At 62.1% G+C, this 14,730-nt stretch carries 15 protein-coding genes; 7 read left to right on the plus strand and 8 right to left on the minus strand.

The genetic code is table 11. The features are described from left to right. The first annotated feature begins 215 nt into the window (after positions 1–215). Positions 216–740 carry a disulfide bond formation protein B gene (locus BLU37_RS08515; RefSeq protein WP_090204011.1) on the plus strand — a complete coding sequence of 175 codons (525 nt, stop codon included), beginning with the start codon at positions 216–218 and terminating at the stop codon, positions 738–740. A 183-nt stretch (positions 741–923) separates the two neighbouring features. Next, positions 924–1,382 carry an Rsd/AlgQ family anti-sigma factor gene (locus BLU37_RS08520; protein WP_010445607.1) on the plus strand — a complete coding sequence of 153 codons (459 nt, stop codon included), beginning with the start codon at positions 924–926 and terminating at the stop codon, positions 1,380–1,382. A gap of 63 nt (positions 1,383–1,445) precedes the next feature. On the opposite strand, the gene BLU37_RS08525 is transcribed toward BLU37_RS08520, so the two are convergent. Further along, positions 1,446–2,111 carry an FKBP-type peptidyl-prolyl cis-trans isomerase gene (locus tag BLU37_RS08525; protein ID WP_010445605.1) on the minus strand — a complete coding sequence of 222 codons (666 nt, stop codon included), beginning with the start codon at positions 2,109–2,111 and terminating at the stop codon, positions 1,446–1,448. Between the two features lie 191 nt (positions 2,112–2,302). Here BLU37_RS08525 and BLU37_RS08530 point away from each other — a divergent pair, with 191 nt between their 5' ends. Then, positions 2,303–3,379, plus strand: coding sequence for an AlgP family protein (locus BLU37_RS08530; protein WP_090204013.1), 1,077 nt, complete (start codon positions 2,303–2,305; stop codon positions 3,377–3,379). Here BLU37_RS08530 and BLU37_RS08535 read toward each other — a convergent pair. Then, entirely contained in the window at positions 3,376–3,840 is a 465-nt protein-coding gene (locus tag BLU37_RS08535) for a TIGR02444 family protein (protein WP_090204016.1), read from the minus strand. The two genes, BLU37_RS08530 and BLU37_RS08535, sit on opposite strands and share 4 nt — an antisense overlap. A 50-nt stretch (positions 3,841–3,890) precedes the next feature. Here BLU37_RS08535 and BLU37_RS08540 point away from each other — a divergent pair, with 50 nt between their 5' ends. Then, on the plus strand, positions 3,891–5,801 hold the full coding sequence (locus BLU37_RS08540) for an ATP-binding cassette domain-containing protein (RefSeq protein WP_010443876.1): 1,911 nt from the start codon (positions 3,891–3,893) through the stop codon (positions 5,799–5,801). Positions 5,802–5,907: 106 nt separating this feature from the next. Then, the gene (locus BLU37_RS08545) at positions 5,908–6,540 is read left to right on the plus strand and encodes a LysE family transporter (protein WP_010443874.1); all 633 of its coding nucleotides are present in this window, start codon (positions 5,908–5,910) and stop codon (positions 6,538–6,540) included. A gap of 58 nt (positions 6,541–6,598) precedes the next feature. Here BLU37_RS08545 and BLU37_RS08550 read toward each other — a convergent pair whose 3' ends face one another. From BLU37_RS08550 to BLU37_RS08570, 5 genes are all read right to left on the minus strand, one after another. After that, a complete protein-coding gene (locus BLU37_RS08550) occupies positions 6,599–7,345 on the minus strand; it encodes a penicillin-binding protein activator LpoB (protein WP_090204020.1) in 747 nt (248 codons plus the stop codon). Between the two features lie 2 nt (positions 7,346–7,347). Further along, positions 7,348–7,938: a penicillin-binding protein activator LpoB gene (lpoB, locus tag BLU37_RS08555; protein ID WP_010443871.1), complete on the minus strand. Its 591-nt coding sequence runs from the start codon at positions 7,936–7,938 to the stop codon at positions 7,348–7,350. A 41-nt stretch (positions 7,939–7,979) separates the two neighbouring features. Then, positions 7,980–8,354, minus strand: a complete 375-nt coding sequence (locus tag BLU37_RS08560) for a YcfL family protein (protein ID WP_010443869.1) — start codon at positions 8,352–8,354, stop codon at positions 7,980–7,982. A 17-nt stretch (positions 8,355–8,371) separates the two neighbouring features. After that, the gene (locus tag BLU37_RS08565; protein ID WP_408003660.1) at positions 8,372–9,769 is read right to left on the minus strand and encodes a COG3014 family protein; all 1,398 of its coding nucleotides are present in this window, start codon (positions 9,767–9,769) and stop codon (positions 8,372–8,374) included. A gap of 383 nt (positions 9,770–10,152) precedes the next feature. Beyond that, entirely contained in the window at positions 10,153–11,502 is a 1,350-nt protein-coding gene (locus BLU37_RS08570) for a COG3014 family protein (RefSeq protein ID WP_090204028.1), read from the minus strand. Positions 11,503–11,628: 126 nt separating this feature from the next. Here BLU37_RS08570 and BLU37_RS08575 point away from each other — a divergent pair, with 126 nt between their 5' ends. Both BLU37_RS08575 and BLU37_RS08580 read left to right on the plus strand, forming a co-directional pair. Then, a complete protein-coding gene (locus tag BLU37_RS08575) occupies positions 11,629–13,524 on the plus strand; it encodes an FTR1 family protein (RefSeq protein ID WP_090204031.1) in 1,896 nt (631 codons plus the stop codon). Positions 13,525–13,526: 2 nt separating this feature from the next. Then, a complete protein-coding gene (locus BLU37_RS08580) occupies positions 13,527–13,982 on the plus strand; it encodes a YaiI/YqxD family protein (protein WP_010443863.1) in 456 nt (151 codons plus the stop codon). On the opposite strand, the gene elbB is transcribed toward BLU37_RS08580, so the two are convergent. Next, the gene (elbB, locus tag BLU37_RS08585) at positions 13,979–14,641 is read right to left on the minus strand and encodes an isoprenoid biosynthesis glyoxalase ElbB (RefSeq protein WP_090204033.1); all 663 of its coding nucleotides are present in this window, start codon (positions 14,639–14,641) and stop codon (positions 13,979–13,981) included. The two genes, BLU37_RS08580 and elbB, sit on opposite strands and share 4 nt — an antisense overlap. Positions 14,642–14,730 lie beyond the last annotated feature (89 nt).

Genomic DNA, 14,730 nt, shown 5'->3' on the forward strand with positions numbered 1-14,730 from the left:
GGCGGGGCAGCGGTCGTCGCTGCCCTGTCCCGTCTTCTCTGTCTATTTCCCTGTAATGCCTTGATACCGAAATCCTACTTTCCAGGTAATGGTTTCATAGGACGTCTATCGGTAATTCCTTACAGGCTTGAGGAATTATCTGCTCTGGCTCGCCTTGAAAGGGCCGCAGCCTTTCCTCTACCGTAACTGCCTGTCTCTCCTGTTACGGAAAAGCCATGTTCTTGGCCCGCTCACGTTCTCTGTTCTCCCTGGCTTTCCTGGCAGCGGCCCTGGTCATGGGGGCCTCGTTGTACCTGGAGCATGGGGTTGGATTGGAACCTTGTTCGTTGTGCGTGGTGCAGCGGTTGTTCCTCGCCGGCTTCTGTCTGGTCAGCCTGCTGGGGGCGTTGCATGGGCCCGGCAGGCTCGGTCGCCGAGTGTATGGCGTGTTGGGGCTGTTGTTCGCCCTGGCGGGCGCTGCGACGGCGGCCCGTCAGGTGCTGTTGCAGCAGGTACCGCTGGAGCAACTGATGATCTGTCAGCCCGGGCTGCATTGCCTGATGCAGCAGGTCTCTTTCTTCAAGGCGTTGCAATTGATGTTCCGCGCAACCGCCGAGTGTGCCCAGATTCATTGGACGCTGTTCGACTTGAGCATTCCGGAATGGAGCCTGCTGGCCTTTGTCGGCATGAGTCTCATGGCGATCTACCAGATAGCGGCCTCGGTGGTCGGAGCCAGGTGGGGCGCCGGAAGCGACCGATAGTCGCCCCCGTGCTTTAAACGCTTGTATGAACTTTATCGGCTGCGTACCTTGAAGCAGGTGTCGGGCGGGCATAATCTGGCCCGCATACATTCAGTCCAAACCAGGTTGCCTTGTTTGGCCAAGTCAGGATCCTCGGCGGGTACGAGGTGTCGGGCGGCATGACCCAGAAGGGAAGAAATCACCATGCTCGAAAGTTGTAAGAATGCTCAGGAACGCTGGGGCGGGGTGCACCTGCTGATTGACCGCTGGTTGCAGAATCGTCATGAACTCGTGCGGGCTTACGATGCGCTGGGGGCCGAGCCCGGTGCCCTGGCGGACAGTCGCCAGCCGTTGCAGGAGTTCTGTGGGGTTCTGGTGGACTACGTGTCGGCGGGACACTTCGAAATCTATGAACAGCTCACCAGCGAAGCCAAGGCCTTTGGCGACCAACGCGGGCTGAAGCTGGCCGACACGATCTACCCACGTATCGACGTGATTACCGAAAAGCTGCTGGCCTTCAACGATCTGTGCGACGCCGGCAAGTGCGTGGCAGAGAAGTTCAAGGAACTGGGCGGTCTGTTGCATGAGCGCTTCGAGCTTGAGGATTGCCTGATCGAAGTGCTGCACAACGCACACAAGGAAGAGGCTGTCGCCCAGGCTTGAATTGCGGTGGTGGGGCCCTGAAAACGGTGTGCATGGCGCGCCGTTTTTCTTTTTGGCGGCAGGTCAGTTGGCGATGCCGAGCAGCTCGATGTCGAATACCAGGGGGGTGTAGGGGGCAATCAGGTCGCCTGCGCCGTCCGATCCATAAGCCTGGGATGATGGCAGGACCAGCCGCCATTTGGCGCCGACCGGCATCTGCGGCAGTGCGATGCGCCAGCCATTGATCACGCTGTCCAGGCGAAACCACTGCGGCTGGCTGTTCTGGTCGAAGATCGTGCCATTGGGCAGGTGCCCCACGTAGCGTACTTGCACCCGACCATTGGCGGCGACCTTTGCGCCGGTGCCCGGTGTCACTTCGGTAACCAGGATGCCATCGGCCAACTCGCGCACGCCCGGTTTGGCTTTTTCCTCGGCGAGGAATTTCTGCTCGGCCTCGAGGGCGATCTCGCTTTGCGGCTTGGCCGAGTCCTCGGTGTTCTGTGCTTCGTGAGCTGCGAGAATCTGTTCGATCCGTTCACTCGTCAGCGCCAGTGGCTTGCCCTGGTAGGCCTGTTGCAAACCGTCGACCAGGGCCTTGAGTTGCAGGTCCGGGACCTCCTGACGCAAGCGTTGGCCGAGGCTGGCGCCGAGGCTGTAGGCGAGGTCATGGGCGTCGTCGGTTTTTTCTTCCGGCGCGCCATGGGCGAGCGGCAGGACAAGACACAGCGACAGCAGTAGGTAACGCGACATGGGGACTCTCCGACTGAGACCCGACGGATTATGCCAGTGCGGCACATGGGTTGTGGGTTTGTGCGAATGATCCCGGACAACATTTTTTGCCGTATGCAACGCCGGCTCTTCAATACTGTCAACATGCCCTAGCGGCGGTAGTCACAGAAGGTCTAGTATGAGCCGCAATCACTTCAGCCAGGAGGTAAACCATGTCGGCCACCAAGAAGCCTGTAAATACTCCGTTGCACTTACTCCAACAACTGTCGGGCAGCCTGCTCGAGCATTTGGAAAACGCTTGTTCCCAAGCCTTGGCTGATGCTGAAAAATTGCTCGCCAAATTGGAAAAACAACGCGGCAAGGCCCAGGAAAAATTGCACAAGTCCCGCACCAAATTGCAGGACGCTGCCACTGCCGGTAAAGCCAAGGCACAAGCCAAGGCCAAGGCCGCTGTTGGCGAACTGGAAGAGCTGCTCGACAAGTTGAAAACCAGCCAGTCCGAGACCCGTGCCTACATCCTGCAACTCAAGCGCGATGCACAGGAAAGCCTGAAGTTGGCTCAGGGCGTCGGTCGTGTCAAAGAGGCCGTGTCCAAGGCGCTGTCGACCCGCGAGGCCAAGCCTGCCGCACCTGCCAAGGTCGCCGCCAAACCTGCTGCAAAACCAGCTGCCAAAGCTGCTGCTGCCAAGCCAGCTGCAAAACCGGCCACTGCTAAAACTGCTGCTGCCAAACCAGCCGCGAAACCAGCCGCTGCTAAAACTGCCGCTGCCAAGCCAGCCGCGAAACCGGCTGCTGCTAAAACTGCTGCTGCCAAGCCAGCCGCGAAACCAGCCGCTACTAAAACTGCCGCTGCCAAGCCAGCCGCGAAACCGGCCGCTGCTAAAACTGCTGCTGCCAAGCCAGCCGTGAAACCGGCTGCTGCTAAAGCTGCTGCTGCCAAGCCAGCCGCGAAACCAGCCGCTGCTAAAACTGCTGCCGCCAAGCCCGCTGCAAAACCAGCCGCTGCTAAAACTGCTGCCGCCAAGCCCGCTGCAAAACCAGCCGCTGCTAAAACTGCTGCCGCCAAGCCAACTGCAAAACCAGCCGCTGCCAAACCCGCTGCCGCCAAGCCAGCTGTTGCGAAGCCAGCTGTTGCGAAGCCTGCCACCAAGCCCGCTGCTGCCAAACCTGTTGCGGCCAAGCCGGCCACTGCTGCAGCACCAGCATCGGCTCCAGCCGCGGCTGCTCCAGCCCCAGCCACTCCAGCGACCACTCCGGCCGCCAGCAGCACCCCGACCAGCGCTTCCTAAGCCTGGCTCACCATGACGCGCAGCTTGTGCAGCGCGTCGTGGCTCAGGTGCGCCGCCTCGCTGGCCGCACCTTCCAGCCACACGGCCAGATCGTCGGCAACACCCTGTGGCCAATCCCGACTCACTCCCTCCAGACGCAACAGCAATTGCTGCTCGGCTTCCAGTTCGAGCGCCTTGACTCGATCGCGTAATCCCTTCAGTTCGCTGTCCTGCAAGGCCATGGTTCGCCATTGCTCACGCAGTCGTCGCAGGGGCTGCACCACCTGCTCGTGCCAGGGGTGCGCGACCCGCTGCAGGTTTGCCAGTCGCTCAGGTTCATACCGGACGCCGCGGGCTCCGAGCCAGGCCGCACCGAGCAACAGGCAGACATTTGCCCCATGCCCTTGCAGCGCCAGACAGGCTGCCTCCACGTCAGGGTTGGCGTAAATATCCAGGGAAAATGTCCACAGGTCAGCATGCATGGTGAGATCCGCGCCAGTTGCGAGGGAAGCTGGTAGACTCCGCCGCCATTATGATTCGACTTCAGAACCTGACTTTACAGCGTGGCCCGCAACGTCTGCTAGAAGACGCCGAGCTGACCCTGCACGCCGGCCAGAAAGCCGGCCTGATCGGTGCCAACGGTGCCGGCAAATCCAGCCTGTTCGCCCTGTTGCGGGGCGAGCTGCACCCGGACTCGGGTGACTGCTTCCTGCCGGTCGATTGGCGTATCGCCCACATGCGCCAGGAGGTCGATACCCTCGAACGCCTGGCGGTCGACTATGTGCTCGATGGCGACGTGCGTCTGCGCCAGGTGCAACGCGACCTGGCGGTCGCCGAAGCCGCCCACGATGGCGCGGCCCTGGCACGTCTGCACTCGGAACTCGACAGCGCCGACGGCTATACCGCCGATGCCCGTGCCCGCAAGCTGCTGGCCGGGCTGGGGTTCACCAACGAGCAGATGGATCGTCAGGTCGGGGACTTCTCCGGTGGCTGGCGGATGCGCCTGAACCTGGCGCAGGCACTGATGTGCCCGTCGGATCTGCTGTTGCTCGACGAGCCGACCAACCACCTCGATCTCGATGCGATTATCTGGCTCGAAGACTGGCTCAAGAGCTACCCGGGCACCTTGCTGCTGATCTCCCACGACCGCGATTTTCTCGACGAAGTGGTCGATCACGTCGCCCATGTCGACCAGCGCAAGCTGGTGCTCTATCGTGGCGGCTACAGTGCTTTCGAGCGCGCCCGTGCCGAGCGTCTGGCCCAGCAGCAACAGGCCTACGAGAAGCAGCAGGCGCAACGTGCGCACATGGAAAGCTACATCGCCCGCTTCAAGGCCCAGGCCACCAAGGCCCGTCAGGCCCAGAGCCGGATCAAGGCCCTGGAGCGGATGGAAGAGTTGTCGGCGGCCCATGTCGATTCGCCATTCGACTTTACCTTCCGCGAGTCGCACAAGATCTCCAGCCCACTGCTGGACCTCTCCGATGCGCGCCTGGGTTATGGCGAGAAAACCGTCCTGGAGAAGGTCAAGTTGCAACTGACCCCGGGTGCCCGCATCGGTCTGCTCGGCCCCAACGGCGCGGGCAAATCGACGCTGATCAAGAACCTCGCCGGCGATCTGTCGCCCCTGTCGGGTCGCCTGACCCGGGGTGAAAACACCGTGGTCGGCTATTTCGCCCAGCACCAGCTCGATTCGCTGGATGCCAAGGCCAGCCCGTTGCTGCATCTGCAGCGCCTGGCGCCGACCGAGCGTGAACAGACTCTGCGCGACTTCCTTGGTGGCTTCGATTTCCGTGGCGCGCGCCTCGACGAACCGGTGCTGAATTTCTCCGGCGGGGAAAAGGCCCGGCTGGCCCTGGCCCTGATCGCCTGGGAACGCCCGAACCTGCTGTTGCTCGATGAACCGACCAACCACCTCGACCTGGAAATGCGCCTGGCGCTGACCATGGCCTTGCAGGAGTTCAGCGGGGCGGTGCTGGTGGTTTCCCACGATCGTCATCTGCTCAAGAGCACCACCGATAACTTCTTCCTGGTCGCCGACGGCAAGGTCGAGGAGTTCGATGGTGACCTGGATGACTACGCCCGCTGGCTGGTGGAATATCGTCAGCGCAATGCGCCGGTCAGCAGCACGCCGGTCAATCCCGACAAGACCGACAAGAAGGCCCAGCGTCAGGCCGCAGCTGCATTGCGTCAGCAGTTGGCGCCCCACAAGCGCGAAGCCGACAAGCTTGAAGCCGAGTTGGGCAAGCTGCATGAGCGTCTGGCGAAGATCGAGACGAGCCTGGGCGACAGCGCGATCTACGAAGCCGCCCGCAAGGACGAGCTGCGTGATCTGCTGGCCGAGCAGGCCAAGCTGAAAGGGCGCGAATCCGAGCTGGAGGAGGCCTGGATGGCAGCCCTGGAACTGCTGGAAGGTATGCAGGCGGAACTGGAGGCGTTGTCCTGACGGACACGTCCCGCCGCCGTTATCGGCAGGCCAAGAAAACGGTGGTCAAGTCCACGCCTTCGGATTAGCTTAGAGGTTTGTGACAACTCTTGATCCGAGGTGCGTGATGCTGCTTGAGACATGGCTGGCCTTTTTCGCTGCATGCTGGGTGATCAGCCTGTCTCCTGGGGCTGGTGCCATTGCCTCGATGTCCAGTGGCTTGCAATACGGTTTCCTGCGCGGCTACTGGAACGCCCTTGGTCTGCAATTGGGGTTGGCGGCGCAGATCGCGGTGATCGCTGCCGGCGTTGGCGCGATTCTCGCGGCATCCTCCACGGCCTTCTACGCCATCAAATGGTTCGGTGTGATTTACCTGGTGTATCTGGCGGTCAAGCAATGGCGTGCGCTGCCCAGTGACATGACCGAAGAGGCGGCGATTCGTCCGGTCGGCAAGCCCATGACCCTGATGTTGCGGGGCTTCCTGGTCAATGTGAGCAACCCCAAGGCCCTGGTGTTCATGCTCGCGGTGCTGCCGCAATTCATCGATCCGCATGCGCCGTTGGTGCATCAGTACCTGATTCTCGGGGTCACCATGATCGGTGTCGACATGATTGTCATGGCCGGCTACACCGGCCTGGCGGCCAAGGTCCTGCGTTTGCTGCGCACACCTCGCCAGCAGCGCCGGATGAACCGGACCTTTGCCGGGCTGTTCGTGGGCGCGGCGGGTTTCCTCGCAACCTTGCACAAGGCCACGGCCTGAGGCGCAAGGGTGCAAAGAAAAAGGCGACTCGAAGTCGCCTTTTTTGTGCCACGCGTAATTACTGCAGAATCCTGGCCGGCTGATCCGGCGGCAGGTTGTTGCGTTGCAGCGGTGGGCGTGTATCCGGATACAGGTCCGGTCCGCCCAACTGCATGCTCAACTGCCGTGCGACGTCCTCGCCCAGGGCCTTCGACACATCGCGTACCACCCGCGGACGGTTCAACGACACCCGGATGTCCCGGCTGTTGACCAGCTTGGTGTCCTGGCCTTCACCCATGGCGGTGAACGCCGAGGTGATCTCGTAGGTCCGGGTGTTGATCAGGCTGAAATCACCCACCAGTGTCAGGCCCAGCACCGCCGAGTAGCTGTTGGTGTTGGCCAGTTCATTGATGTCCTGGGTGAAGTCGATATCCGACACCGTGCCGAACAGCACGTAGTCGGCGCCCTTGAAGCTGCCGCCCTTGATCCGCTTGATGACGTCGTAGACGTCACCCTTGGAGTTGGACGTATAGGGCGTACCCTGGACCAACTGGAACATGCCGCTACGCAGGATCTCGCCCTTGATATCGCCGGTGAACTTGCGCAGTTCGCCCTGCTCGATATAGCTGCTGCGGCTTTCATACTCGTCGTAGCTCGCCGAACCGGAAGCACCGTAATAGCTCTGCTGGTAGTTGCTGCGTGCCGAGACGCTGCGGATGTACTGCTCCACTTGTGCCTGATACGCCAGGTCGGCCACTGCGACCTTCGGTGCGGCCTGCACGCCAAAGGCCCAGGCCAGACCGATAATGCCAATCCATGCTCGCATTGTTAACGCTCCGTGGTTTTGCGGATCTCTTTCTCGTCCATCCATTCGGCCAGGCCGCTTTCGACGTCGATCAGTTGCAGGCTGAACTTGTAGAACACGTCCTTGTAGTCGCTGCTGCGCTTGACGATCGAGCTGATCGAGCCTTCCAGGCGGTACTTGGCGGCGATCATGTTGCCGGTCTTGCTGACAGTGCTCTTCTTGTACAGACCGCTCTGGTTCTGCAGCTTCAGTTGGTCGACCTGGCTTTGCATCTCGGTGTTGTCGCTGGCGAAGCGGGCAGTGCCGGACTTCATCAGTTGGGTCTTGATCGAAGTGGTGATCTCACGGGTATCGATGTATTCGCTGGTCTTGTTCTTCACGTCATACACCTGGACCACCGGACGGCCTTGCAGCACACCGGATTGAGCCAGGGAACGGGTCATGGACTCGGCAATCATCTGCAGGTCGGTGGAGCCGAACTCGTTGGTGACCAGCTCGACGGCCTTGGTATCGCCGTAGCTGATGTTCTTGCCGCCGAGGACTGGCGAGGTGTTCTGGGCACAACCACTGGCCAGCAGGGCAACGACGGCGATGAACGAAAAACGTGCAAACATGGAGAGGTTCTCTTCAAGGGGGCGCAAGGAGTGGCGTTGCATCAGGGCGTCTTGACTTCCAGGCGGAAGTCGGTGGCCTTGGGCGTCGGAGCGATGGCGGGCAGGAAGGTGCTCTGGGCGCCATACAGGCTCAGGGTCTTCCAGGTTTCTTCATCGGCGACCGGGAAGCCGTCGTTACCCAGCCAGGCAAAGCGGTAGTACATCATCTTGTTCTTGGTGCGGGTGTTGCTCAACTGCACCTTGACCGTCAGGAAGCCGTTTTCCCGGGCAACGCGGATGGCACCCACCTGGATGTCTTCCATTTCGCCCATGGCGACGATCTTGCTCGCGGCGCTGCCCGGCGCCGGTGGTGGCGCAGGCGTCGCACAGCCGGCCAGCAGGGCCAGCGCAACGACAGCAGTCAGTTTGAAACGCATGGAAAAAGACTCCGTTCTCAAGGTTGTTTGATAGTGGCCACGGCGGTCGGATTGACGCTCGGGACCCGTTGCGCCGCCAGGCCGCTGGTGAATACCTGGTTGCCGATGGCACGCAGGCTGATGACCTGGTAGCGCTGATCGATCGTGACCTTGACCAGCGAGCCGCCGACGGCGCTGGGCAGCGACACCTGGTGTTCGCCTTTCTTCAGACGCAGGCGCACCACCTGGGTGGTGTCCGGCAGGGTACGCCAGGTGCGGGTGTCGGCGCCTTCGAGCACGGCGGAGGTGAGGCCCACGGCCAGGCCCGCCATCGGATTGACCTTGTTCAGGTTCTTCTGGGCGATGCCACGGCTGATCGCCCGCACGCTGCTGCGCAGGATGATGCCCGGCATGTCGTCGCGCAGCGCGCGGCTGGACATGGCGGTCGTGCTGTTGAGGGCCGTCAGGTTGACCTGCTGGCCGTCGACGCCGATCTGGCTGAAGCCCGGGGTCGAGGTGTCGGCCTTGATGATCGGGAACGACAGCGGAGTGATGACCACGTTATTGGAGATCAGCAGCGGCAGTGGGATGCGGATCGAGTCGCGGGCTGGAGCCAGGCCGCTCTGCACGACGATCAGGATGTCACTGTCATCGTCCTTGGCCGCCGGCTTGTCGAGATTGACCAGGGCCTGTTCGAGCAACGGGGTGTTGGGACGCAGTTCGGCCGCCTGGCGATAGCCTGGCGCAGCCAGATCCTTCTCGCCGAGGGCTTCATAGACGTAGCCGGCCAGGTAGTGACTGAAGGCGCTCTGGTAGCTGTTCTTCAGGCTGACCACATCGGGTGCGTCCAGGCTGGCCACCGGGTAGCCCTTGAGGTCCTTGTACTGGGTCTTGATGCCTTCCTTGTCGGCTTCCTCTTCGCGCTTGAGGTATTGCTTGTCACGCAGTTCGGCGATGACCGCTTCGCGCTCGTGGGTCTTCTTGATCGCGGTACGGGCGCTTTCGAAGTCATTCGTGGCGAGGAAGTTCAGCGCCATCTGGGTGGTCAGCATGACCTTTTCGTAGTCGTAGCCTTCGTAGCGGCGGACCTTGTCGTTGACCAGGAAGCTGCCGAACTGGGCGGCATACTTGGCGTAGTCGAGCTTGACCGCATCTTCCCACTGGCCGACGACCTGGTCGGCGCTGCCCCAGGCCTTCTGGCTACCGGCGATATCGCCCTTGGCCCGCAGCAGCTCGCCTTTCTCGAAGAAAAACAGCAGATCGCGATCTTCTCCGGTGTTGTTCTTCTCCAGCAGCGCCAGCGCGCCATCGACGTTGCCGGAGGCCAGTTGCTGGTTGGTTTGCGCAAGTTCGCTGTCGTAGTTGCGGAACACCGAGCAACCGGACAATAGGGTCACGGCCCCAAGGGCGATCAAAAGGCGGGTGCTGGGTGTCATGAGCGACATCTTCCCTGATGGTGAAAAAAGCCGGAGGGCGGGCCTGGCTGGATGAACCCATTGGCAGGCGAACTCTATCCTGACAATTCCTCATTAAAAGAGGAGCTTTTATTACTTTTGCCCATAACGCGGCGCGGCATTATAGGCAGTGATTGCTGGCTATGTAATGGCTTTTTGCTCCAGAAGTGATGGCTTATTGAGCCTTGCGCGGTTGTGATACCCGATCACGTTAAAGGGCCGTGTGTTGTGGTGTCGGCGTGTCGAGGGACGAAGATGGTGTAGGCGTCGGCATCCGTTTCAGCCGGAAAAATCGGGGGATTGGTGGGTGTTTGCTCATCTGGCGTGGGCCGATGCAGGGTTGTCCTACCCCTGCGCAAGAAACATCAGGGTTTCGCTCCGGCCGATTGAGTTGCATAGCCGCTGACGAATACCCGCTTGCCGATGAGCCGCAGGCCGATTACCTGGAACGGTTGGTCGATGTTGAAAGTGATCGCTTCGGCCTGGGGCAGGCGCACCTGATGCAGCCCCGGCTTGAGTCGCAGGCGGACGACGAAGGTATTGTCCGGCAGGGTACGCCAGGTCCGCGTGTCGGCTTGTTCGAAGGGGGCTTCGGCGATTTGCTTGGCTTCTTTCGGATGTTTCTGGTTGTACTGGGCCTGGACCAGCGCGTGGGCGTTGGCACGTAGGCGGGTGCGTTGAATGATGCCTGGCATATCATCCCGCAGGGTACGCAGGGACATGTCGGTGATACTGTTGAGCAGGTTCAGTGGCTGCTTATGACCGTCGATGCTGGCGGAGTCTGGCTGGGGCGTTGAGTTGTCCGGCACCAGAATGGGAAAGGACACGAAGGAGGTGATGGTCTGGCCGTCATTCATGGGTACTTGAATGGGTAGGCGTATCGAGCTGCGGGCCGGTGCCAGCCCGGTCTGGACGATGATCAGCACATCGCTGCCGTCCTGCGCCCGAGGGGGTTTGCCGAGGTTCGCCAGGGCCTGCTGGAGAAACCCGATGTTCGGCCGCAGCTCTATGGCCTGGCGATAACCGGGCGCCGCCAGGTCGCGTTCGCCCAGTGCCTCGTAGACAAATCCAGAGAGGTAATGGCTGAAGGCACTCTGGTAGCCGTTCTTCAGGGCCAGCACCTGTGGCGCATCGAGGATCTGCACGGGGTAGCCCTGCAGGTTCTTGTAGCGCAGATCGATGCCTTGCTGGCGGGCCTCGGTCTCCAGGCGCAGGTACTCTTGGTCGCGCTGCTCGGCAATCTGCGTCTCGCGTTCGTGAGTCTTGCGGATATCGACGCGGGCACCCTCGAAGTCATTCAGCGCCAGGCGGTTGAGGGCCATCTGGGTGGTCAGCATGACCTTTTCGTAGTCGTAACCATCGTAGCGACGCACCTTGTCATTGATCGCCAGGCTGCCCAGGGTGGCGAGGATTTTCAGGTAGTCGATGTCCGTCGAGTCTTCGCGCACCACCACCGCGCGGTCCGCCGCCCGCCAGGCTGTCTCGCTGGCGGTCAGGTCGCCCTTGGCCCGCAGCAGCTCGCCCTTCTCCAGGTAGTACAGCAGGTCCTTGTCGTCCCAGGGGTTGTGGCGTTCGAGCAGGGACAGGGCCTGGTCGGCATTGCCGGCGCTCAACTGCTCGTTGGTCAGTTGCATTTCGTAGTTGTAGTCGCGGTAGATCGCGCAACTGCTCAACAGGTAGCAGAGCAGCAGGGGGGTGAGCAGGCGCCAAACCATGGTTTTTAGTGTCTTCCTTGCAAGCGTTGCACGCGGCTATTTGTCCCGCTGTACCGCGTAGCCCTTGAGTGAGGCGCGGCGAGAAGGAACAATATGTTACTTCGCATTTCCATTTAGGTTGTTTCAATGATTGTTCCCACGCGTTTCCTGGTTTGGCTGATGCTGCCGATACTCGCCCTATGCAGCTCCAACCTGCTGGCGAACACGGTGGAAGGTGCCCCCCAGGCCCTGCACCTGATCGATTACATCGGCGCCGACTATCCGGCCACGGTGGCGGATGGCAAGGTCATCGACGAAACCGAATACCATGAGCAACTGGAATTTCTCACGGCGCTGCAAAAGCTGATTGTCGCGTTGCCGGCCCGTGCCGAGCGGGCGGCGCTGGAGCAGGGCGTGGCCGCTCTGCGCCAGGCCATCAGCGGCCGTCAGGACGGGTCGCAGGTGGCACGCCAGGCTCGGCAGTTGGGCGCTAGACTGGCTGTGGCCTACGAGGTCAGCCAGGCCCCGGCGATCACTCCGGACCCGGCCCGTGGCGCGCCGCTCTATGCCCAGCAGTGTTCGGTCTGCCACGGTGAGAACGGCGCTGGCGATGGCCCGGCAGGCAGTGGCATGACGCCGCCGCCGGCCAACCTGCGTGACGTCGCGCGACTGGATCGCCTGAGTCTCTATGGCATCTACAACACCTTGACCCTGGGCGTGGAGGGGACGGATATGCCGTCGTTCGCCGACCAGCTCGACGAACGCCAGCGCTGGGATCTGGCCACCTACATCGCCAGTTTCAGCGCCGCGCCGGTGGCGAAGACCGACAAGGCCTATAACATCGCCGACCTGGCGCGTCAGACCCCCGGCGAGATTCAGGCCGCCGAAGGGGACGAGGCTGCAGCGCTGTTCCGCGCCCAGCGTGCGCAGCCTCCGCAGGTCAAGCGTGGCCCGTCGCAGTTGCTCGACTACACCGCGACGACCCTGGACAAGAGTCTGGCCGCTTACCGCGCCGGCGACCGCGAGCAGGCCTACGACCTGTCCGTAGCGGCCTACCTGGAAGGCTTCGAACTGGTCGAAAGCTCTCTGGACAACGTCGATGCCAACGTGCGCAAGGACACCGAGAAGTCGCTGATGGCCTATCGGCAGTCCCTGCAGGACGGCCTGTCGGTGGAGCAGGTCGAACAGCGCCTGGCGTTTGCCAAGGACAAGCTCAAGGCGTCCGCCGGGTTGCTGGGCAACGATGGCCTGAGCCAGTCGCTGAGCTTTATCTCGGGCTTGCTGATTCTGCTGCGCGAAGGCCTGGAAGCGATCCTGGTGTTGGCGGCGATTCTCGCGTTCCTGCGCAACACCGGCCAGCAATCGGCGGTGCGCAGCGTCAATATCGGCTGGGGCCTGGCCCTGCTGGCCGGCGCTGGAACCTGGGCGCTGGCGGCCTATGTGATCGATGTCAGCGGTTCCCAGCGTGAATTGCTCGAAGGTTGCACGGCCTTGTTCGCCAGCGTGATGGTGCTCTGGCTGGGGGTGTGGATGCACGACCGTCGGCATGCCGCAGCCTGGCAGGATTACATCAAGAGCAGCCTGGTCAGCGGCGGTGGCCGTTTCGGTTTCGCGGTACTGGCGTTCTTCTCGGTCTATCGCGAGCTGTTCGAAGTGATCCTGTTTTACGAAACCCTCTGGCTGCAAGCCGGTCCTGCCGGGCACAACGCGGTGCTGGCCGGTGGTGCGACGGCGCTGGTGCTGTTGATCGGGCTGGCCTGGGTGATCCTGCGTGGTTCGGCGAAACTGCCGCTGGCGCTGTTCTTCGGGATCAATGCCGGGTTGCTGTGTGCATTGTCGGTGGTGTTCGCCGGACATGGTGTCAAGGCACTGCAGGAGGCTGGGATCTTCGGTACGCGGCCTGTGGCGTTCTTCGATTTCGACTGGCTGGGAATTCATGCCGACGCCTACTCGCTGGGTGCTCAGGTGGTCGCCTTGCTGGCGATCATCGTGCTCTACGGTCGTAGCCGGCTGGCAGAGAAACGCCGGTTGCAGGCGTCCTGAGCATGCGCGTGTGGATCGACGCCGATGCCTGCCCGCGGATCGCCCGCGACCTGGTGGTGAAGTTCGCCCTCAAGCGTCAGTTCGAGGTGCTGCTGGTGGCGGGGCAGCCGCAACCCCGACCGCCTTTCGCCTGCGTCCGGCTGATCGTGGTGCCCAGTGGGCCGGATGCCGCCGATGACTATCTGGTGGAGCACGCGGTGCCGGGGGAGTTGGTGATCTGCAGCGATGTGCCGCTGGCCGACCGGCTGGTGAAAAAGGGTGTGGCCGCACTCGATCCACGGGGCAAGCCCTTCGACGAGCAGAACATGGGCGAGCGGCTGGCGGTACGCAACCTGTTCACCGACCTGCGTGAGCAGGGGCAGGTCGGTGGAGGCCAGGCACCGTATGGCGAACGTGAGAAGCAGGCGTTCGCCAATTCGCTGGATCGGATCCTGACCCGGCTTGCTCGCGCGACTTAACCTTCCTGGGCCAATTCCAGCACCCGGTCCACCAGCTTGTTGATTCCCGCCGCTGTTTCGCCAATCGATTGGGCGAGCATGTAGGCAGGGGTCGTCACCAGCTTGCGGGCCGGGTCCTCGATGATTTCATCCACTGCGCACTCGTGGTGGGTGGCGCCCATCGTGGTCAGCGCCGTGGCGGTGTCGGCATCGTTGCCGATGGTGCAGGTCACGCCTGGACCATAGATCTTCGCCGCCAGCGCCGGTGTGATGCACATCAGCCCTACCGGTTTGCCGGACTCGGCGAAAGCTTCGGCCAGTGCCAGGACGTCGGCCTGTACGCTGCAATTGGCGCCTTCAGAGGCAAAGTTGGAGAGGTTTTTCGCCGCGCCGAAACCGCCGGGCACGATCAGCCCGTCGAACTCCCGTACATCGGCTTCGCGCAGGTCCCGGACCTGGCCTCGGGCGATGCGGGCCGACTCCACCAGCACATTGCGCGACTCGGGCATTTCCTCGCCAGTCAGGTGGTTGATCACCTGCAACTGCGGGATGTTCGGCGCGAAGCACTGCACCTGGGCACCGCGCTGGTCCAGGCGCAACAGCGTGAGGACGCTCTCGTGGATCTCCGCGCCGTCGTACACGCCACAGCCGGATAGGATTACAGCGATTTTCCTGCTCATGTCGGATCTCCCGATGTCTGGCGTTAAATGTCTAGCAATCTGGCATTCATTGTCAGCGGCATTTACGCGGACTCCACCTAATCTTGGTC

Origin of the sequence: Pseudomonas asplenii (assembly GCF_900105475.1) — a bacterium.
In the GTDB taxonomy this organism is placed as follows: domain Bacteria; phylum Pseudomonadota; class Gammaproteobacteria; order Pseudomonadales; family Pseudomonadaceae; genus Aquipseudomonas; species Aquipseudomonas asplenii.